At 60.3% G+C, this 20,535-nt stretch carries 18 protein-coding genes and 1 pseudogene; 13 read left to right on the forward strand and 6 right to left on the reverse strand.

Translation table 11 applies throughout. The annotated features are described in order from the left end of the window. Positions 1-33: 33 nt before the first annotated feature. Entirely contained in the window at positions 34-1,329 is a 1,296-nt protein-coding gene (gene gbcA, locus CKW16_RS03090; protein ID WP_046045311.1) for a glycine-betaine demethylase subunit GbcA, read from the reverse strand. Between the two features lie 283 nt (positions 1,330-1,612). Here gbcA and gbcB point away from each other — a divergent pair, with 283 nt between their 5' ends. Continuing rightward, entirely contained in the window at positions 1,613-2,713 is a 1,101-nt protein-coding gene (gene gbcB, locus CKW16_RS03100) for a glycine-betaine demethylase subunit GbcB (protein WP_095127160.1), read from the forward strand. 43 nt (positions 2,714-2,756) lie between these two features. Here the strand turns inward: gbcB and CKW16_RS03105 are convergent, their stop codons facing one another. From CKW16_RS03105 to CKW16_RS03115, 3 genes are all read right to left on the reverse strand, one after another. Further along, on the reverse strand, positions 2,757-3,581 hold the full coding sequence (locus CKW16_RS03105; protein WP_095127161.1) for an NAD(P)-dependent oxidoreductase: 825 nt from the start codon (positions 3,579-3,581) through the stop codon (positions 2,757-2,759). 237 nt (positions 3,582-3,818) lie between these two features. Beyond that, positions 3,819-4,352 carry a transposase gene (locus CKW16_RS03110; protein ID WP_095127162.1) on the reverse strand — a complete coding sequence of 178 codons (534 nt, stop codon included), beginning with the start codon at positions 4,350-4,352 and terminating at the stop codon, positions 3,819-3,821. Positions 4,353-4,607: 255 nt separating this feature from the next. Then, positions 4,608-5,648, reverse strand: coding sequence for a low specificity L-threonine aldolase (locus CKW16_RS03115; RefSeq protein WP_095127163.1), 1,041 nt, complete (start codon positions 5,646-5,648; stop codon positions 4,608-4,610). A gap of 133 nt (positions 5,649-5,781) precedes the next feature. Between CKW16_RS03115 and CKW16_RS03120 the strand changes: the two genes are divergently transcribed. The 8 genes from CKW16_RS03120 to fdhA all read left to right on the forward strand — a co-directional run bounded on the left by CKW16_RS03120 (position 5,782) and on the right by fdhA (position 15,784). Further along, positions 5,782-6,501, forward strand: coding sequence for a TraX family protein (locus tag CKW16_RS03120; RefSeq protein ID WP_095127257.1), 720 nt, complete (start codon positions 5,782-5,784; stop codon positions 6,499-6,501). A gap of 284 nt (positions 6,502-6,785) precedes the next feature. After that, positions 6,786-8,039, forward strand: coding sequence for a serine hydroxymethyltransferase (glyA, locus tag CKW16_RS03125; protein WP_033053962.1), 1,254 nt, complete (start codon positions 6,786-6,788; stop codon positions 8,037-8,039). A gap of 23 nt (positions 8,040-8,062) precedes the next feature. Beyond that, a complete protein-coding gene (locus CKW16_RS03130) occupies positions 8,063-9,313 on the forward strand; it encodes a sarcosine oxidase subunit beta (RefSeq protein ID WP_007947735.1) in 1,251 nt (416 codons plus the stop codon). Positions 9,314-9,327: 14 nt separating this feature from the next. Further along, positions 9,328-9,657, forward strand: a complete 330-nt coding sequence (locus CKW16_RS03135; protein ID WP_008147095.1) for a sarcosine oxidase subunit delta — start codon at positions 9,328-9,330, stop codon at positions 9,655-9,657. Beyond that, entirely contained in the window at positions 9,654-12,671 is a 3,018-nt protein-coding gene (locus CKW16_RS03140) for a sarcosine oxidase subunit alpha (protein WP_095127164.1), read from the forward strand. The genes CKW16_RS03135 and CKW16_RS03140 overlap by 4 nt, the downstream gene beginning before the upstream one ends. Positions 12,672-12,726: 55 nt before the next feature. Beyond that, on the forward strand, positions 12,727-13,359 hold the full coding sequence (locus CKW16_RS03145; protein ID WP_095127165.1) for a sarcosine oxidase subunit gamma: 633 nt from the start codon (positions 12,727-12,729) through the stop codon (positions 13,357-13,359). 126 nt (positions 13,360-13,485) lie between these two features. Next, a complete protein-coding gene (gene purU, locus CKW16_RS03150) occupies positions 13,486-14,343 on the forward strand; it encodes a formyltetrahydrofolate deformylase (protein WP_046045318.1) in 858 nt (285 codons plus the stop codon). 241 nt (positions 14,344-14,584) lie between these two features. Further along, positions 14,585-15,784, forward strand: coding sequence for a formaldehyde dehydrogenase, glutathione-independent (gene fdhA, locus CKW16_RS03155; protein WP_007947729.1), 1,200 nt, complete (start codon positions 14,585-14,587; stop codon positions 15,782-15,784). A gap of 164 nt (positions 15,785-15,948) precedes the next feature. Here the strand turns inward: fdhA and CKW16_RS32435 are convergent. Next, a pseudogene (locus tag CKW16_RS32435) lies at positions 15,949-16,059 on the reverse strand (anti-sigma factor); the annotation flags it as partial. 131 nt (positions 16,060-16,190) lie between these two features. Here CKW16_RS32435 and CKW16_RS03170 point away from each other — a divergent pair. Next, on the forward strand, positions 16,191-16,751 hold the full coding sequence (locus CKW16_RS03170) for a DUF2780 domain-containing protein (protein WP_095127167.1): 561 nt from the start codon (positions 16,191-16,193) through the stop codon (positions 16,749-16,751). Between the two features lies 1 nt (position 16,752). On the opposite strand, the gene CKW16_RS03175 is transcribed toward CKW16_RS03170, so the two are convergent. After that, positions 16,753-17,640, reverse strand: a complete 888-nt coding sequence (locus CKW16_RS03175; protein ID WP_095127168.1) for an acyltransferase — start codon at positions 17,638-17,640, stop codon at positions 16,753-16,755. Between the two features lie 192 nt (positions 17,641-17,832). Between CKW16_RS03175 and CKW16_RS03180 the strand changes: the two genes are divergently transcribed. From CKW16_RS03180 to creC, 3 genes are all read left to right on the forward strand, one after another. Further along, positions 17,833-18,339 carry an ATP-dependent zinc protease gene (locus tag CKW16_RS03180; protein WP_095127169.1) on the forward strand — a complete coding sequence of 169 codons (507 nt, stop codon included), beginning with the start codon at positions 17,833-17,835 and terminating at the stop codon, positions 18,337-18,339. Positions 18,340-18,413: 74 nt separating this feature from the next. After that, positions 18,414-19,094: a two-component system response regulator CreB gene (creB, locus tag CKW16_RS03185; protein ID WP_095127170.1), complete on the forward strand. Its 681-nt coding sequence runs from the start codon at positions 18,414-18,416 to the stop codon at positions 19,092-19,094. Beyond that, positions 19,094-20,515: a two-component system sensor histidine kinase CreC gene (gene creC / locus CKW16_RS03190; RefSeq protein WP_095127171.1), complete on the forward strand. Its 1,422-nt coding sequence runs from the start codon at positions 19,094-19,096 to the stop codon at positions 20,513-20,515. Before creB ends, creC begins: the two co-directional genes overlap by 1 nt. Positions 20,516-20,535: the final 20 nt, after the last annotated feature.

Here is a 20,535-nt window from a genome sequence, read left to right on the forward strand (position 1 = left end):
AACATGTTCGCGGTTTTTTTTCAGCGGGATCGGTCAGCCTTGAACCGGAACCCCTTTGAGGTAAGGCGCAGGTTCCGCGCCCAGATTGTTCAGCAAACGCTCGCTGTACCAGTCCACGAAGTTCACCACGCCAAACTCATAGGTCTTGGAGTAAGGGCCTGGCTGGTAAGCCGTGGAGTTGATGCCGCGCTGGTTCTCTTCGGCCAGGCGACGGTCCTGGTCGTTGGTCGCATCCCAGACCTGGCGCATGCGCTCCACGTCGTAGTCCACGCCTTCGACGGCGTCCTTGTGGACGATCCACTTGGTGGTGACCATGGTTTCCTGCGCGCTGATCGGCCACACGGTGAACACGATGATGTGGTCGCCCATGCAGTGGTTCCACGAGTGCGGCAGGTGCAGGATGCGCATCGAGCCCAGGTCCGGGTTTTTGATCCGGCCCATGAGTTTGGCGCAGCCTTGTTTGCCGTCCAGGGTCATCGACACGGTGCCTTTGAGCAGCGGCATGCGCACGATGCGGTTACGCAGGCCGAAGCTGGCGTGGGCGTAAGGGATCTTCTCGGCTTCCCAGGCAGCAGCGGAGGCGGCGACGTGGTCCTTGAAGGCCTGATCGGCACGCGGGTCGGTGACGTCGTCCCATTCCAGCAGGGTTTTCAGCAGTTCCGGGTGCGACGCGTTGCAGTGGTAGCACTCGCGGTTGTTTTCCAGCACCAGTTTCCAGTTGGCTTTCTCCATCAAGGTGGTGGTAATCGCCACCTTGGTGTTCTCCATGTCGTACGGTTCCATGTAATGGTTCAGCGTCGACAGGAAGTCATCAATGGCTGGCGGGTTTTCCGACAGGCTGATGAAGATGTAGCCGCCGGCGGTCTTCACGTTCACCGGTTTGAGGCCGTACTCCTTCATGTCGAAGTCGGCGCCCATCTCGGTGCCGGCGAACAGCAGGCGACCGTCCAGTTCGTAGGTCCACTGGTGGTAGTGGCAGACCAGTTTGGCGACTTTGCCTTTTTCACTGGTGCACAGCCGCGAACCACGGTGACGGCAGACGTTGTGGAACGCATGGATCACGCCTTCGGCGCCGCGAATCACGATGATCGGGTTCTTGCCGACTTGCAGGGTCAGGTAGTTGCCCTTGGTCGGGATTTCGCAGGCCATGCCGGCGATCAACCACTCTTTCTGGAAGATTTCCTGCATGTCGATATCAAACAGCCGCTCGTCAGAGTAAAACGGCTGCGGCAGCGAGAAAGTGCGCTCGCGCTCTTGCAGCATCTGCGCGGTGGCCTTGCGTGCGGGTTCCAGCGGATCGCCCAGGCTGATTTTTGCGGTGACGTCCATCGATTTGATCCTCAAGGCCATTCTGTGTGGCCGGCGAAAGTGGCTAATCAGGTTTGCTACGCAAGGTGTAAAGATTGTGTCTTGGTATGGAGCGAGTGTGGGGCCGGCGCTGGGCAGAACCTTATCCATGGGCGACATGGCCCAATCTGTTCCCGACGCGCAACCCCCGGTAGATGCAGGCTGGTCGCGATAAGTATGTGAATGTCGCAGATAGGTAAATGGGTGGTTCGCACGTTACGCAGAATCGCCAACATAAGGCCGACCATCGGCGGTGGAGAACAGCATGTCCAACAGCTTCCTGAATCCGGTAACCACCCAGACCTGGGCCAATGGTCGACACATCGTCCGTTGCGTCAAAGTCATCCAGGAAACCTGGGATGTGCGCACCTTCTGCTTTATGGCTGACCAGCCGATCCTGTTCTTCTTTAAGCCGGGGCAGTTTGTCACCCTGGAGCTGGAAATCGAAGGGGTGCCGATCATGCGCTCCTACACCATTTCCAGCTCACCGTCGGTGCCATACAGCTTTTCGGTGACGATCAAGCGCGTGCCGGGCGGCAAAGTCTCCAACTGGCTGCACGACACCCTGCACGAAGGCCAGGAGCTGGCGGTGCACGGGCCGGTCGGGCTGTTCAACGCCATGGACTTCACCGCGCCGAAGGTGCTTTACCTCAGCGGTGGCGTCGGTATCACGCCGGTCATGTCAATGGCGCGTTGGTTCTATGACACTAACGGCAACGTCGACATGGTGTTTATCCACAGCGCCCGTTCGCCTAAGGACATCATTTACCACCGCGAACTGGAACACATGGCGTCGCGGATCGATAACTTCAGCCTGCACCTGATCTGCGAGAAGCATGGTCTGGGCGAGCCGTGGGCGGGTTATCGCGGTTACCTGAACCACAAGATGCTGGAGCTGATGGCGCCGGACTTCATGGAGCGCGAAGTCTTCTGCTGTGGCCCGACGCCGTATATGAATGCGGTCAAGCGCATGCTGGAAGCGGTCGGCTTCGACATGTCGCGTTATCACGAGGAGTCCTTCGGTGCTACACCAGCGGAAGCCCGTGCTGATGCGGTGGAACAAGCCGAAATGGCCGCAGACGCACCGGACATCGACGCGGCGGACCTGCACCAGGTGGAATTCACCGCGTCCGGGAAAAGCATTCGTGTGGCGCCGGGTGAAACCGTTCACGCCGCCGCTGCCAAGTTGGGTCTGTTGATTCCGAAGGCTTGCGGGATGGGGATCTGCGGGACGTGCAAGGTGATGAAGCTGGGCGGGGAGGTCGAGATGGACCACAACGGCGGGATCACCGAGGAAGACGAAGCGGAAGGGTTCATTCTTTCGTGCTGCAGCGTGCCGAAGGGCGACGTGCGCATCGAGTTTTAAGCAACATCGTGCCCATCCCGAGATCGGGATGGGCACCTTCCATTCAGTCGACGAACAGGTCCGGCATCAGCGGGTCGGTTGTGTCAGGCGCGAACCGATACGGTTCAAAATCCGTCACCCCGTGTTCACCCAGAATTTTCTCATCAATCAGCAATCGCCCAGTAATGCTGCGACCGCTGCTGCTCAGAATCGCATGGGCGGCATCGGCCATGATCGCGGGCGTGCGCGCATGCTTGAACGACTCGCGTGACCCCAGCTGAAACTCGATGGCGGCGGTGGCGATCATCGTCTGCGGCCACAGGGAATTGACGCTGATGCCGTAGTTTTTGAATTCCTCGCTCATGCCCAGCGTCAGCATGCTCATGCCGTATTTGGTCACGGTGTAAGGGCTGTACTGAGCAAACCATTTGCTCGCCAGATTCAGTGGCGGGGAAAGGCTGAGGATGTGTCCGCCGCTTTTCTTCAGATAGGGCAGGGCGGCCTGGCTGCACAGGAGCACGGCACGGGTGTTGATCTGGTGCATCAAGTCGAAGCGCTTGAGTTCGATGTGTTGAACCCCGGTCAGCTTGATCGCGCCGGCGTTGTTGATCAGCGCATCAATGCCGCCGAAATGCTCGTTGGCCTTGGCCAGAGCCTCGCGCACCGCGACTTCATCACGCACATCCACCTGCAAGGCCAACGCCTTGCCGCCCGCGGCTTCGACTTCCTTGGCCACACTGAAAATCGTGCCTGGCAACTTGGGGTGCGGCTCGGCGCTTTTAGCGGCAATCACAATGTTGGCCCCATCGCGCGCAGCCCGTAGCGCGATCTCACGACCAATCCCGCGGCTGGCGCCGGTAATGAACAGGGTTTTGCCTTTCAATGACATGCGTACGCTCCTGATTATTGTTATCTGAGCGGATCAAAACAGCTCGCAGTCAAATGTAGACCAACTCTCCAGCCGCCACTGATCGTTCCCACGCTCCGCGTGGGAATGCCTCTCGGGACGCTCCGCGTTCCTGCCTCACCGCTGATGCAATGCCGAACACCGTTGTGACGCAGAGCGTCACGGGCTGCATTCCCACGCGGAGCGTGGGAACGATCAGGTGGGGGAGTGCCATGAGCCTCAATACCAGCGCTGAATCTCGATCAACCCCTCCATACCCGCATAGTTCCTCGCGCTGGAGTAACGCCAGTGCTCCGGCAAATCCACATACCCGCGCTTCACCGGGTTGTAGTGGATGTAATCCAGCTTCTGGCGCATCACCGCTTCGCTGTACACCATTTCCGCGTGCGAACCTTCCTGCAACAGCTGATAAACCCTGTCCTGCTTGTGCGCGCGTTTGCTGAAACGCAGGCGTTGCAAAGCGCGATCGGCGCCTTTGCTTTGCAGGTCGTCGAGGATTTGTCGGGCGGTGAAGGATTTGAATTGGCTGAGGCATTTGTTGAGGTCTGGAGCTTCTGCGACAAAGTGCAGATGGTTCTCCAGGACCACATAGCCAAACAGCTTTAAATCATGATGGGTTTGCTGATAGCGCCAGCAGTTGAGCAGATGATCGACAATGTAGGGGCGGATGAACAGCGGCAGCCATTCCATGAGTGTGCAGGTGAGGAAGTGTGGTTTGTCGGGTTCAGTGATGGTGTAACGACTTCGGCCCATGGGTGCATTCCTTTGCGCGGGAATGACTAGGGTGAGCGCGGTTGTGTGGTGGCGCTAGCGGACAGCGCTGCTGTGTGAGTGGGAAATTGCGACACGCCCGTAATGATCGTTCCCACGCTCTGCGTGGGAATGCAGCCCGTGACGCTCTGCGTCACAACGGTGTCCGACTCTGCGACGGAGGTGAGGCAGGAACGCGGAGCGTCCCGAGAGGCATTCCCACGCGGAGCGTGGGAACGATCAGTAGGCTGGCGGGGGTTAGCGGGACATGACTTCGCGAATATCCGCCGCCAATTCGCGTACGCGTTCTTCTTCGGTGTCCCAGGAGCACATGAAGCGTGCGCCGCCGTTGCCGATGAAGGTGTAGAAGCGCCAGCCCTTGGCCGTCAGTGCAGCGATGGCCGGTTCCGAGAGTTGCAGGAACACGCCGTTGGCCTGTACCGGGAACATCAGTTCCACACCTGGAATGTCGCTCACCAGTTCCGCCAGCAGCTGCGCGCAGTGGTTGGCGTGGCGGGCGTATTTGAGCCAGGCGTCGTTTTCCAGAATCCCGACCCACGGCGCCGACAGGAAACGCATCTTCGAGGCCAGTTGCCCGGCCTGTTTGCAGCGGTAGTCGAAGTCTTCAGCCAGTTTGTGGTTGAAGAACAGAATCGCTTCCCCCACCGCCATGCCGTTTTTCGTGCCGCCGAAGCACAACACGTCGACGCCGGCCTTCCAGGTCAGGTCGGCCGGCGAGCAGCCGAGGAAAGCGCAGGCGTTGGAGAAACGCGCGCCGTCCATGTGCAGGTTCAGGCCCAGTTCTTTGCACGTGGCGCTGATGGCGCGGATTTCTTCCGGGGTGTAGACGCTGCCAACTTCGGTGGCCTGGGTCAGGGTGACTACGCGCGGTTTCGGGTAGTGGATGTCCTGGCGCTTGAGCGCGATTTCGCGGATCGATTTCGGGGTCAGCTTGCCGTTTTCAGTGCGGGCGATGAGCAGCTTTGAACCGTTGGAAAAAAATTCCGGTGCGCCGCATTCGTCGGTTTCGACGTGGGCGGTTTCCGAGCAGATCACGCTGTGGTAACTCTGGCACAGCGACGACAGGGCCAGGGAGTTGGCCGCGGTGCCGTTGAAGGCGAAGAATACTTCGCAGTCGGTTTCGAACAGTTTGCGGAAATCGTCGGACGCGCGAGCGGTCCATTCGTCGTCGCCGTAGGCGCGTTGGTGGCCGTGGTTGGCCTGTTCCATGGCGGCCCAGGCTTCAGGGCAGATACCGGAATAGTTGTCGCTGGCGAATTGTTGGCTCTTATCGGTCATGGCCCTGCTTTCCGTGATCGAGACTCTTATGGTGAAGAGCCTCGTGGTCAATGATGGTGCGCACTTTACCGAAGATCATCCGGAGAGCACACGCGATGCGTCTGACAGAAAAATACAAAGACGACAGGCGATTATGCACATGACGCAAAGGGATGGGGCACTGGATCTGCTCAAGTGGCTGGCGCTATTGAGTATGGTGCTCGATCACCTGCGATATGTTGGTTATTCCGTCGATCTGCTGTATGTGCCGGGGCGGTTGGCGTTTCCGTGGTTCTGTTTGGCGATGGCCGCAAACCTGGCGCGGGCCCACACGGTGACGACGGACGGCCAGTGGCGTTATCTGGGCTGGTTGCTGCTGTTTAGCGCCATCAGCGAAATTCCTTACCGGATGTACATTCCTGATCCCGGCACCTTGAACGTGTTGCCCACGTTGGTGCTGGGATTGCTGGTGGCCCGTGGCTGGCAGGACCGAACCCTGCAAGCGCGACTGTTGGCGGCAGGCGCCTTGCTGCTGGCGGCGCTGTTCCCGGAGCGACTGATGTTCGGCTTCTTCGGCGTCCTGTTGCCGCTGGCGATGTTGCTGGTGATCAGGCGGCCCTGGTATTTCAGCCTGTTGCCGGGGCTGGTCTGCCTGGCGGCCAATCAATGGGAAGTGCTGTATCACTCCGCCCGGTTCGGCAACCGTGAAGCCATCCTTGGCATTGCCACTTGTCTGATTGCGCCACTGGCCGGCCTGCTTTTGCTGCGTTACGCCGGCCGACTTAAACCGCCGCCTCCAATGCGCCGCTGGGCGTATGCCCTATATCCGCTGCATTTTTTACTGTTGCTACTTGTCCGCCAAGTCGCCTCATAACCCTGTGGGAGCGGGCTTGCTCGCGAATGCGGTGTGTCATTCAGCATTGTTGTCGACTGGCACACCGCATTCGCGAGCAAGCCCGCTCCCACAAGGGTTCCTTATTGATTTGAGGAGTGTGTTCGGCATGCCATTTTCCGCCATGTCGTAAACGCACCTTTGCGTGGCGTCCGTAGGCATTTGGCCTGTCTGCGCCGGTCATACCATCGCATTCAAAGGGCACTGTCGAAACACCAGTGCCTTACCGAGACGAATGGCGCATAGATGCCGCTGGGAGAGACGCGATGTTCAGCAAGCAAGACCAGATCCAGGGTTACGACGATGCACTGCTGGCGGCGATGAATGCCGAGGAGCAACGCCAGGAAGATCACATCGAGCTGATCGCGTCAGAGAACTACACCAGCAAACGCGTCATGGAAGCGCAAGGCAGTGGCCTGACCAACAAATACGCCGAAGGCTATCCGGGCAAGCGCTACTACGGTGGCTGCGAGCATGTGGATAAAGTTGAAGCGCTGGCCATCGAACGCGCCAAGCAGCTGTTCGGTGCTGATTACGCCAACGTGCAGCCGCATTCCGGTTCCTCGGCCAACAGCGCCGTGTACCTGGCTCTGTTGCAAGCCGGCGACACCATTCTGGGCATGAGCCTGGCCCACGGCGGTCACCTGACCCACGGCGCCAAAGTGTCGTCCTCGGGCAAGTTGTACAACGCCGTGCAGTACGGCATCGACACCAAAACCGGTCTGATCGACTACGACGAAGTCGAGCGCCTGGCCGTCGAGTGCAAGCCGAAGATGATCGTTGCCGGCTTCTCTGCTTACTCCAAGACCCTCGACTTCCCACGCTTCCGTCAGATCGCCGACAAGGTCGGTGCGCTGCTGTTCGTCGACATGGCTCACGTTGCAGGTCTGGTCGCTGCCGGCCTGTACCCGAACCCGCTGCCGTACGCCGATGTGGTCACCACCACCACCCACAAGACCCTGCGCGGTCCACGTGGCGGCCTGATCCTGTGCAAGTCCAACGAAGAAATCGAGAAGAAGCTCAACGCGGCAGTCTTCCCGGGTGCCCAGGGCGGCCCGCTGATGCACGTGATTGCCGGTAAGGCCGTGTGCTTCAAGGAAGCTTTGGAACCTGGTTTCAAGGCTTACCAACAACAAGTGATCGACAACGCCCAGGCGATGGCCGGCGTATTTATCAAACGCGGCTACGATGTAGTGTCCGGCGGTACCGATAACCACCTGTTCCTGGTCAGCCTGATCCGTCAGGGCCTCACCGGCAAAGAGGCGGATGCAGCACTCGGTCGCGCCCACATCACCGTGAACAAGAACGCTGTCCCGAACGATCCACAGTCGCCGTTCGTGACCTCCGGCCTGCGCATCGGCACCCCGGCGGTGACCACTCGCGGCTTCAAGGTTACCCAGTGCGTCACGCTTGCCGGCTGGATCTGCGACATCCTCGACAACCTCGGCGACGCCGATGTCGAGGCCAATGTTGCGCAGCAAGTTTCGGCCCTGTGCGCGGACTTCCCGGTTTATCGCTGAGCGCGGTTTTGGAGTAAATGACTATGCAACGCTACTCGGGCTTCGGCCTCTTCAAACACTCCCTCAGCCATCACGAAAACTGGCAGAAGATGTGGCGCACGCCGACCCCTAAAAAGGTCTATGACGTGGTCATCGTCGGCGGTGGCGGGCATGGTCTGGCGACCGCCTACTACCTCGCCAAAGAGCACGGCATCACTAACGTGGCCGTGGTCGAAAAAGGCTGGCTGGGCGGCGGTAACACCGCGCGCAACACCACCATCGTTCGCTCCAACTACCTGTGGGACGAGTCGGCGCACCTGTACGAACACGCAATGAAATTGTGGGAAGGCCTGTCCCAGGACCTGAACTACAACGTGATGTTCTCCCAGCGCGGCGTTTACAACCTGTGCCACACCCTGCAAGACATCCGTGATTCCGAGCGTCGTGTCAGTGCCAACCGCCTCAACGGCGTCGATGGCGAACTGCTCGACGCCAAACAAGTGGCCGACGAGATTCCGTACCTCGACTGCTCGAAAAACACTCGCTACCCGGTGATGGGCGCTACGGTCCAGCGTCGCGGCGGCGTGGCCCGTCACGATGCCGTGGCGTGGGGCTTTGCCCGTGCCGCCGACGCCTTGGGCGTGGACCTGATTCAACAGACCGAAGTGATCGGCTTCCGCAAGGAAAACGGTGTGTGCATCGGTGTTGAAACCAACAAGGGCTTCATCGGCGCCAAGCGCGTTGGTGTGGTCACTGCCGGTAACTCCGGGCACATGGCCAAACTCGCCGGTTTCCGTCTGCCGATCGAATCGCACCCGCTGCAAGCGCTGGTGTCCGAGCCGATCAAGCCGATTATCGACAGCGTGATCATGTCCAACGCCGTACACGGTTACATCAGCCAGTCCGACAAGGGCGACCTGGTGATCGGCGCCGGTATCGACGGCTACAACGGCTACGGCCAGCGTGGTTCGTACCCGGTGATCGAGCACACCATTCAGGCCATCGTCGAGATGTTCCCGGTGTTGTCCCGCGTGCGCATGAACCGTCAGTGGGGCGGCATCGTCGACACCACGCCGGACGCATGCCCGATCATCTCGAAAACCCCGGTCCCGAACATGTTCTTCAACTGCGGTTGGGGCACCGGTGGCTTCAAGGCAACACCTGGCTCGGGCAACGTGTTTGCCGCGAGTCTGGCCAAGGGTGAAATGCACCCATTGGCGGCACCTTTCTCCATCGACCGTTTCCACAACGGTGCGTTGATCGACGAACACGGCGCTGCTGCGGTTGCCCACTAACAGGAGAAATCCCCATGTTGCATATCTTCTGTCCTCACTGCGGCGAACTGCGCTCCGAAGAGGAATTCCACGCATCCGGCCAGGCGCACATCCCGCGTCCACTGGATCCGACCAACTGCACCGACGAGGAGTGGGGCGACTACATGTTCTTCCGCGATAACCCTCGCGGTCTGCACCACGAACTGTGGGATCACGTCGCCGGTTGCCGTCAGTACTTCAACGCCACCCGTGACACCGTGACCTACGAGATCCTCGAGACTTACAAGATCGGCACCAAGCCACAATTCACCGACAAGACCGATAGCCCGAAAGCGGCCGCCACGGCTCTGGGAGAGAAGGTATGAGCCAGATCAATCGCCTGTCCAACGGCGGACGGATCGACCGCAACAAAGTGCTGAACTTCACCTTCAACGGCCAGACCTACAAAGGCTTTGAGGGCGATTCCCTGGCCGCTGCCTTGCTGGCCAACGGTGTGGATATCATCGGTCGCAGCTTCAAGTATTCCCGTCCGCGCGGCATCTTTGCCGCCGGTGCCGAAGAGCCGAACGCCGTGCTGCAGATCGGCGCGACCGAAGCCACGCAGATCCCGAACGTACGCGCCACGCAACAAGCGTTGTATCAAGGTTTGGTCGCTACCAGCACCAACGGCTGGCCGAGCGTGAACAACGACATGATGGGGATTCTCGGCAAGGTCGGCGGCAAGCTGATGCCGCCGGGCTTCTACTACAAAACCTTCATGTACCCGCAATCGTTCTGGATGACGTACGAGAAGTACATTCGTAAAGCCGCCGGTCTTGGCCGCTCGCCGACCGAGAACGATCCGGACACCTACGACTACATGAACCAGCACTGCGACGTGCTGATCGTCGGCGGTGGCCCTGCTGGCCTGGCCGCTGCACTGGCGGCTGCCCGCAGCGGTGCGCGCGTAATCCTCGCCGATGAACAGGAAGAGTTCGGCGGCAGCCTGCTCGATTCCCGCGAAAGCCTCGACGGCAAGCCTGCTGCCGAATGGATCGCCAGCGTCATCGCCGAACTGAAAGACACCCCGGACGTGCTGCTGTTGCCGCGCGCCACAGTCAACGGTTACCACGACCATAACTTCCTGACCATTCACGAGCGCCTGACCGATCACCTCGGCGACCGCGCCCCGATTGGCCAGGTCCGTCAGCGCATCCACCGCGTTCGCGCCAAGCGTGTAGTGCTGGCGACCGGCGCTCACGAGCGTCCGCTGGTTTACGGCAACAACGACGTGCCGGGCAACATGCTCGCCGGCGCTGTGTCGACTTACGTGCGTCGTTACGGCGTGGCTCCGGGCAAAAAACTGGTGCTGTCGACCAACAACGATCACGCCTATCGCGTGGCTCTGGATTGGCTCGACGCCAGCCTGCAAGTCGTCGCCATCGCCGATGCCCGCAGCAATCCGCGCGGCGCGCTGGTTGAAGAAGCACGCGCCAAAGGCATCCGCATCCTGACCGGCAGCGCCGTGATCGAGGCCCGTGGCAGCAAGCACGTGACCGCCGCTCGCGTTGCCGCGATCGATGTCAAAGCGCACACCGTGACCAGCCCTGGTGAGTGGCTCGATTGTGACCTGGTTGCCAGCTCCGGCGGTTACAGCCCGGTGGTTCACCTGGCGTCGCACTTGGGTGGCAAGCCGATCTGGCGTGAAGACATCCTCGGTTTCGTACCGGGCGAAGCACCGCAGAAACGCGTGTGCGTCGGTGGCATCAACGGTGTGTACGGTCTCGGCGATTCCCTGGCCGATGGTTTTGAAGGCGGTGCTCGCGCCGCAGCCGAAGCCGGGTTCCAAACGGTCGAAGGCGTACTGCCTAAAGCCCTGAGCCGTCTGGAAGAGCCAACCCTGGCGTTGTTCCAGGTGCCACACGAAAAAGCTACCGCACGTGCGCCGAAGCAATTCGTCGACCTGCAAAACGACGTCACCGCGGCCGCCATCGAACTGGCAACCCGCGAAGGCTTCGAGTCGGTCGAGCACGTCAAACGCTACACCGCACTGGGCTTCGGCACTGACCAGGGCAAGCTCGGCAACGTCAACGGTCTGGCCATCGCCGCCCGTTCGCTGAACGTGACCATCCCGCAGATGGGCACCACCATGTTCCGCCCGAACTACACGCCGGTGACATTCGGCGCTGTGGCCGGTCGTCACTGTGGGCACATCTTCGAGCCGGTGCGTTTCACCGCGCTGCATCACTGGCACGTGAAGAACGGCGCCGAGTTCGAAGACGTCGGTCAGTGGAAGCGTCCTTGGTACTTCCCGAAAAACGGTGAAGACCTGCATACCGCCGTGAAACGCGAATGCAAAGCCGTGCGTGACAGCGTCGGTCTGCTGGACGCTTCGACCCTGGGCAAAATCGACATCCAGGGCCCGGACTCGCGTGAGTTCCTCAACCGCATCTACACCAACGCCTGGACCAAGCTCGACGTGGGCAAGGCCCGCTACGGCCTGATGTGCAAAGAAGACGGCATGGTGTTCGACGACGGCGTAACCGCCTGTCTCGCCGACAACCATTTCGTGATGACCACCACCACCGGCGGCGCTGCACGCGTGCTGCAATGGCTGGAAATCTACCACCAGACCGAATGGCCAGACCTGAAGGTGTACTTCACTTCCGTGACGGATCACTGGGCAACCATGACCCTGTCCGGGCCGAACAGCCGCAAGCTGCTCAGCGAAGTCACCGACATCGACCTGAGCAACGAAGCCTTCCCGTTCATGACCTGGAAAGAAGGCCTGGTCGGCGGTGTGCCGGCGCGGGTGTTCCGGATTTCGTTTACCGGTGAACTGTCGTACGAAGTCAACGTGCAAGCCGACTACGCCATGGGCGTGCTCGAGAAAATCGTCGAGGCCGGCAAGAAGTACAACCTGACCCCGTACGGCACCGAGACCATGCACGTGCTGCGAGCCGAGAAGGGCTTCATCATCGTCGGTCAGGACACTGATAGCTCGATGACCCCGGACGACCTGAACATGGGCTGGTGTGTCGGTCGCACCAAACCGTTCTCGTGGATTGGCCAGCGTGGCATGAACCGCGAAGACTGCGTGCGTGATCAGCGCAAACAGCTGGTTGGCCTGAAGCCGATCGATCCGACCAAATGGCTGCCGGAAGGTGCGCAACTGGTGTTCAACACCAAGCAAGCGATCCCGATGACCATGGTCGGTCACGTCACCTCCAGCTACTTGCACAACTCCCTGGGCTATTCGTTTGCCATGGGTGTGGTCAAGGGCGGCTTGAAGCGCATGGGTGAGCGGGTGTTCGCACCGCTGGCCGATGGCAGCGTGATCGAGGCGGAAATCGTTTCTTCGGTGTTCTTCGATCCAAAAGGCGATCGCCAGAACGTGTAATCGATCGCTCCCGCGCCTGGCGCGGGAGCGATACAGAATTCAGGACAGGTGCTTTATGACCGCAGCCAATGTTTACCAACAACGCCCAACCACTGGGGCCAAGGCCGAGTCGTCGCTGCATCATGCCGACCTCGCCAGCCTGGTGGGCAAGGGCCGCAAAAGCGCCGGCGTGATCGTGCGTGAGAAAAAACTCCTCGGCCACCTGACCATTCGTGGCGATGGCCATGATGCGGCGTTCGCTGCCGGTGTGCACAAAGCACTCGGTATCGAATTGCCGGGCGCGCTGACCGTCATCGTCAAAGGCGAAACCAGCCTGCAATGGATGGGGCCGGATGAATGGCTGCTGATCGTGCCGACCGGTGAAGAATTCGCCGCCGAGAAGAAACTGCGTGAAGCGCTGGGCGACCTGCACATCGCGATCACCAACGTCAGCGGCGGCCAGCAGCTCCTCGAACTGAGCGGCCCGAACGTGCGCCAGGTGTTGATGAAGTCCACCAGCTACGACGTGCACCCCAACAGCTTCCCGGTGGGCAAGGCTGTGGGCACGGTGTTTGCCAAGTCGCAACTGGTGATCCGCCATACCGCTGAAGACACCTGGGAACTGCTGATTCGTCGCAGCTTCTCGGATTACTGGTGGTTGTGGTTGCAGGATGCGGCCGCCGAATACGGCCTAAGCGTCCAAGCGTAATGATCGTTCCCACGCTCTGCGTGGGAATGCATCCCGGGACGCTCCGCGTCCCAAAGCGGACGCAGAGCGTCCATGGCGGCGTTCCCACGCAGAGCGTGGGAACGATCAGATAGGAGTCACCGCACTATGAGCCGCGCCCCAGACACATGGATTCTGACCGCCGACTGCCCAAGCGTTCTCGGCACCGTGGACGCGGTGACCCGCTTTCTGTTCGAGCAGGGCTGCTACGTCACCGAACACCATTCCTTCGATGATCGGCTTTCGGGCCGTTTCTTCATTCGTGTGGAATTCCGTCAGCCCGACGGCTTCGACGAACAAGCCTTTCGTGCCGGTCTCGAAGAACGCGGCCAAGCCTTCGGCATGATCTTCGAACTGACCGCGCCGAACTACCGCCCGAAAGTGGTGATCATGGTCTCCAAGGCCGATCACTGCCTCAACGATTTGCTCTACCGCCAGCGCATCGGTCAATTGTCGATGGACGTGGCCGCCGTGGTTTCCAACCACCCGGACCTCAAGCCGTTGGCGGACTGGCATCAGATTCCGTACCACCACTTCCCGCTTGACCCGAACGACAAACCGTCCCAGGAGCGTCAGGTCTGGCAGGTGATCGAAGAGTCTGGCGCCGAACTGGTGATCCTTGCCCGCTACATGCAAGTCCTGTCGCCAGAGTTGTGCCGCAAACTCGACGGCAAGGCGATCAACATCCATCACTCCCTGCTGCCGGGTTTCAAGGGCGCCAAGCCTTATCACCAGGCCTACAACAAGGGCGTGAAATTGGTGGGTGCCACGGCGCATTACATCAACAACGACCTGGACGAAGGCCCGATCATCGCCCAGGGCGTAGAGGCTGTGGACCACAGTCATTACCCGGAAGATCTAATCGCCAAAGGGCGGGATATCGAAGGGCTGACCCTGGCCCGGGCAGTTGGTTATCACATTGAACGACGAGTGTTTTTGAACGCGAACAGAACGGTCGTTCTTTAGATTTTGGGGCCGCTTCGCGACCCATTCGCGAGCAAGTCGAATCGTCGCACCGCCGCTCCCACAGGGATTTGTGTCGGGACACAGATTTCAGACACACCCTAAATCCAATGTGGGAGCGGGCTTGCTCGCGAAGAGGCCCTCTCAAACAACACAAGACACACAAGCAATAACCCGAGCAATCAACGCGCCGCCGTTCCATGGCGACGCGACCGCTACATAAAAACAACAGCGAGGTGAAAGCATGTCTGGCAATCGTGGTGTGGTGTATCTCGGCAATGGCAAAGTCGAAATACAGAAAATCGACTATCCAAAAATGCAGGACCCGCGCGGCAGGAAGATTAACCACGCTGTCATCCTGCGTGTGGTTTCCACCAACATCTGTGGTTCCGACCAGCACATGGTGCGTGGCCGTACTACCGCTCAAACCGGCCTGGTACTGGGCCACGAGATCACCGGTGAAGTGATCGAGAAGGGCAGCGACGTCGAAAACCTGCAAATCGGCGACCTGGTGTCGGTGCCGTTCAACGTGGCTTGCGGGCGCTGCCGTTCCTGCAAGGAAATGCACACCGGCGTTTGCCTGAGCGTTAACCCGGCGCGTCCGGGCGGTGCTTACGGTTATGTCGACATGGGCGACTGGACCGGTGGTCAGGCTGAATACGCGATGGTGCCGTATGCCGACTTCAACCTGCTGAAACTGCCGGATCGCGATCGCGCGATGGAAAAAATCCGCGACCTGACCTGCCTCTCCGACATCCTGCCGACCGGTTACCACGGCGCAGTGACTGCGGGCGTTGGCCCGGGCAGCACCGTGTACATCGCCGGTGCCGGTCCTGTCGGTCTGGCTGCTGCCGCTTCCGCTCGCCTGTTGGGCGCAGCGGTAGTGATCATCGGTGACGTCAACACCGTCCGCCTGGCGCACGCCAAGGCTCAGGGTTTCGAAATCGCCGACCTGTCCCTGGACACCCCGCTGCACGAACAGATCGCTGCACTGCTGGGCGAGCCAGAAGTGGATTGCGCCGTCGACGCCGTGGGCTTCGAAGCGCGCGGTCATGGCCATGACGGCGTGAAACACGAGGCTCCGGCCACCGTGCTCAACTCGCTGATGGGCGTGGTTCGGGTTGCCGGCAAAATCGGTATCCCAGGCCTGTACGTGACTGAAGATCCGGGTGCAGTCGATGCAGCCGCGAAGATGGGCAGCCTGAGCATCCGCTTCGGTCTGGGCTGGGCCAAATCCCACAGCTTCCACACCGGCCAGACGCCAGTGATGAAGTACAACCGCCAGCTGATGCAGGCGATCATGTGGGACCGTATCCACATTGCCGACATCGTGGGTGTGGAAGTCATCAGCCTGGATGACGCGCCACGTGGTTATGGCGAGTTCGATGCGGGCGTGCCGAAGAAGTTTGTGATCGATCCGCACAAACTGTTCAGCGCAGCGTAAGGCTTCACGCAAAACAAAACGGCGACCCTCGGGTCGCCGTTTTTTGTTCGATGATGATCGTTCCCACGCTCCGCGTGGGAATGCAGCCCGGGACGCTCCGCGTCCCAAAGCGTGACGCAGAGCGTCACAGGAGGCATTACCACGCAGAGCGTGGGAACGATCATTTACAGGGCTGCAAATGCGCCTTGATATAGAACGGGTCCCGTCGGCTGCCCCGTCGGCGAACCGCCCTCCGGCTCAAGACTGACCGCCAACGCAATCGGTTTGCCAATCAGCGCCTAATTCTTTTTCGACTGTTCGTCGGGGGCTCGCCAAGACTCGGAACAATCCTCTGGGATGCCAGTCCAACACACGGTTTTTCGCTGCCCATTGCCGGGCGGTTTTCATGGCACATGAGGATGTCTGGATGAAGATTTCACGCGGTTTTGCACTGGCTTCGCTGATGTGTCTGGCGGCCAGTCCGGTCTTTGCTCAGTTCAGCCTGTTCGATGCGGCCAATGCCCTCTCCGGCACGCAGGACGATGACGCAGCCGCAGCCGCGCCGACTGCGACGACCGCGCAGACGGCCGGTCTGCTGAGTGCCCTCAGCCAGTTAAACGTGACGCCAGAACAAGCCATTGGCGGTGCCGGGGCGATGCTCGGTCTGGCGAAGAATCAATTGAGTTCGACCGACTACTCGGAGTTGTCCAAAAGCGTGCCCGGAATCGACTTACTGTCCGGTGGCGGTCAACTGGGCCTCCTCAGCGGCTTGCTTGGCTCGTCCGGTCAAGCGGCAGGTCTGGACAACGTCTTGGGCAACCTGAATAACACCAACGACCTGAACAGTGCCTTCAGCGCGTTGGGCATGGACACTGGCATGATCGGCCTGTTTGCCCCCGTGCTTCTGCAATTTTTTGGTCAGCAGGGCGTCGGCGGGTCGCTGCTGACAAACCTGGGCGGGATCTGGGGCGCAGGCACCGGTACCTGATTCAGCGGCGCTCGGCGCGCAACGCGTCGATGCGCTGGTCCTTCTCGATCCAGAGCTGGTTGACCCAGTTCTGGATCGTTTCGCGAAACTGCGGATCGTTTTCGTAATCGCCCTGCCACAGCGCCGGGTCGAGTTCGCGGGTCTTGATGTCGATGATGACCCTCGGCACGTTGCCGCTGAGCAAATCCCAGAACCCCGGAATCGTCTGCTGCGGATACACCACCGTCACATCAAGGACGGCGTCCAGCTGTTCGCCCATTGCCGCCAGAACAAACGCCACGCCGCCAGCCTTGGGCCTGAGCAGGAGGCTGAAGGGTGATTGCTGCTGGGCACGTTTCGCAGCGGTAAAGCGTGTGCCTTCCAGGTAATTGACCACCGTCACCGGCTGACGTTTGTACAACTCGCACGCCGCTTGGGTGATCTCCAGATCCTTTCCGGCCAGCTCAGGGTGCTTCGCCAGGAATGCCTTGGTGTAGCGTTTCATGAACGGATAATCCAGCGCCCACCACGCTAGCCCCAGGAACGGCACCCAGATCAGCTCTTTCTTGAGGAAGAATTTGAAGAACGGCGTGCGGCGATTCAGCGTCTGGATCAGCGCCGGGATATCGACCCAGGATTGATGGTTGCTGATCACCAGATACGACGTGTCGACCCGCAGGTCATCGCCACCACGGATGTCCCATTGTGTGGGGATGCACAGGCGGAAAATCAGCTTGTCGATTTCGGCCCAGGTTTCGGCGATCCCCGTCACCGTCCATGAGGCGTAATCACGCAAGCGGCCGGGCAGGACCAGTTTGAGCAAGGCGAACACCATCAGCGGCCCGAACAGGACCAAGGTGTTGAGCAACAGCAGCAGGGTAACGAAACAGCCGGTGAGCAGGCGGCGCATAAATAACTCTTGAAAGCATTTGGGCGCGCAATGATAAGCAGCTTCGGACGGCAGGCCAAATCGGCGACGACGAATGTTTCACGTTCGAACCGCTAACCTCTTCACACTGATCGTTCCCACGCAGAGCGTGGGAACGATCTACTCGATAACGGTCTAAAATTCCGCTGCCCACTCCTCAAGGAAGCCCATTACGTGAAATCTCTCCTTGCACTGCTTTCCCTCGTGGCCCTGCCGGTCCTGGCCGCTGAGCCGACCCTGTACGGGCGCTATGAATACATCGCGCTGCCGGAAATCGGTGGCGAAGTCCTCAAGGCCAAGATGGACACCGGCGCCCTGACCGCGTCGCTGTCGGCCAAAGACATCGAAACCTTTACCCGCGATGGCGACGAGTGGGTGCGTTTCCGCCTCGCCACCAAAGGCGCGAGCAACAAGGTCTACGAACACAAGGTCGCGCGGATCAGCAAGATCAAGACCCGCTCCGAAGAAGACGAGGACGACAACGAAGCGGTCGAACCCACCAAGCGTCCGGTGGTCGATCTGGAACTGTGCCTGGGCAACGTCAAGCGCACCGTTGAGGTCAACCTCACCGACCGCAGCAGCTTCAACTACCCATTGTTGATCGGTGCCAAAGCCTTACGTGAGTTCGGCGCGGCGGTGAACCCGGCACGACGCTTTACGGCGGACAAGCCCGACTGCTGATTTCAAGTGGTCTCATTGACGTGACGTGAGCCTTGGGGCACCGTTCGCCCACTTAACTCCCGGGCTCGGACGCCATGCCTCATATCCTGATTGTCGAAGACGAAGCGGCGATTGCCGACACCCTGATTTTCGCCTTGCAGGGCGAGGGCTTCACCACCACCTGGCTGAGCCTTGGCGCCGCTGCGCTTGAGCATCAGCGCCAGACCCCGGCCGACCTGATCATTCTCGACATTGGTCTGCCGGACATCAGCGGCTTCGAGACCTGCAAGCAATTGCGGCGTTTCAGCGAAGTGCCGGTGATTTTTCTCAGTGCCCGTGATGCTGAAATCGATCGCGTCGTGGGCCTGGAAATCGGTGCCGACGATTACGTGGTCAAGCCGTTCAGCCCAAGGGAGGTGGCGGCGCGGGTCCGGGCGATTCTCAAACGCATGGCGCCGCGAGCGACCGCCGAGGTGTCATCGGCGCTGTTTCGCATTGACGGCGAACGAGTGCAAATCAGCTATCGCGGTCAGCTTCTAACCCTGACCCGCCATGAGTTTCGTCTGCTGCAATGCCTGCTGGAGCAACCCGAGCGGGTCTTCAGCCGCGAGCAATTGCTCGATGCGCTGGGCGTCGCCGCCGATGCCGGGTACGAGCGCAGCATCGACAGCCACATCAAGAGCGTGCGCGCCAAACTGCGCCAGGTGAAGGCTGATGCAGAACCGATCCAGACCCATCGCGGCCTCGGATACAGCTACAGCCCGGGGCGTAGCTGATGCCTCTGGGGATCCGGATATTCCTGGTCTACGTGCTGTTTATCGGCCTGACCGGTTACTTCGTGCTGAACACCGTGATGGAAGAAATCCGTCCCGGCGTGCGCCAGTCCACCGAAGAAACGCTGGTCGACACCGCCAACCTGATGGCCGAAATCCTGCGCGACGACTTCAAGGCCGGCACCCTGAATCAGAACCGCTGGCCCGAGCTGCTCAAGGCTTATGGCGAACGGCAACCGAAGGCGAGCATCTGGGGCTTGCCGAAGAATCAGGTCAACCACCGGATCTACGTCACCGATGCCAAGGGCGTCGTGGTGCTGGACTCCAGCGGTGTGGCAGTGGGGCAGGATTACTCGCGCTGGAACGACGTTTTACTGACCCTGCGAGGCGAATACGGCGCTCGTTCCAGCCGCAGCGATCCGGACGATCCGAACTCCTCAGTGATGCACGTCGGCGCCCCGATTCGCGACAACGGCCAGATCATCGGCGTGGTTACCGTGGCCAAACCCAACAGCTCGTTGCAGCCATACGTTGATCGCACCGAACGGCGATTGCTTGCCTGGGGTGCCGGGCTGATCGGCCTCGGTCTGCTGTTCGGCGCGTTGTTGTCGTGGTGGTTGAGCGCGGCACTGCGGCGATTGACGGCTTATGCACAGGCAGTCAGTGAAGGCCGGCGGGTCGAGGTTCCGCACTACCGTGGCGGCGAACTGGAACAGCTGGCGACGGCGGTGGAGCAGATGCGCACACAGCTAGAAGGCAAGGCCTACGTCGAGCGTTACGTGCACACATTGACCCACGAACTGAAAAGCCCGCTGGCGGCGATTCGCGGCGCAGCAGAGTTGCTGCAAGGCGAGATGCCGCTGGCTCAGCAGCAGCGTTTTGTCAGCAACATCGACACCGAAAGCGCGCGGATGCAGCAGTTGATCGAGCGCCTGTTGAATCTGGCACTGGTCGAGCAACGCCAAGGACTGGAGGAGCGGGTGGCGGTGCCGCTGGCGAAGTTGGTAGATGAATTGCTGAGCGCTCAGGCGGCGCGCATCGAAGGCAAGCAGTTGCGCGTGGAACAAACCATTGCAACAGATCTGGTGCTGACCGGTGAACCGTTCCTGTTGCGTCAGGCATTGGGTAATTTGCTGGAGAATGCGTTGGATTTCACGCCTGCAACGGGCGTGTTGCGATTCAGTGCCGCGAAGGTCGGCGAGCAAATCGAATTCAAACTTTTTAACCAGGCCGAGGCGATTCCCGACTATGCGTTGCCGCGTTTGAGCGAACGTTTTTATTCTCTGCCGCGACCGGACAGCGGGCGCAAGAGCACTGGACTGGGGCTTAACTTTGTTGAGGAGGTGTTGAAGCTGCATGGCGGAGAACTGTGCATCGGCAATGTCGAGGGCGGTGTTGAAGTAGGTTTGCACTTCCCCGTGTGATCGTTCCCACGCTCTGCGTG

Origin of the sequence: Pseudomonas sp. Irchel s3h14 (assembly GCF_900187425.1) — a bacterium.
Classification (GTDB): Bacteria; Pseudomonadota; Gammaproteobacteria; order Pseudomonadales; family Pseudomonadaceae; genus Aquipseudomonas.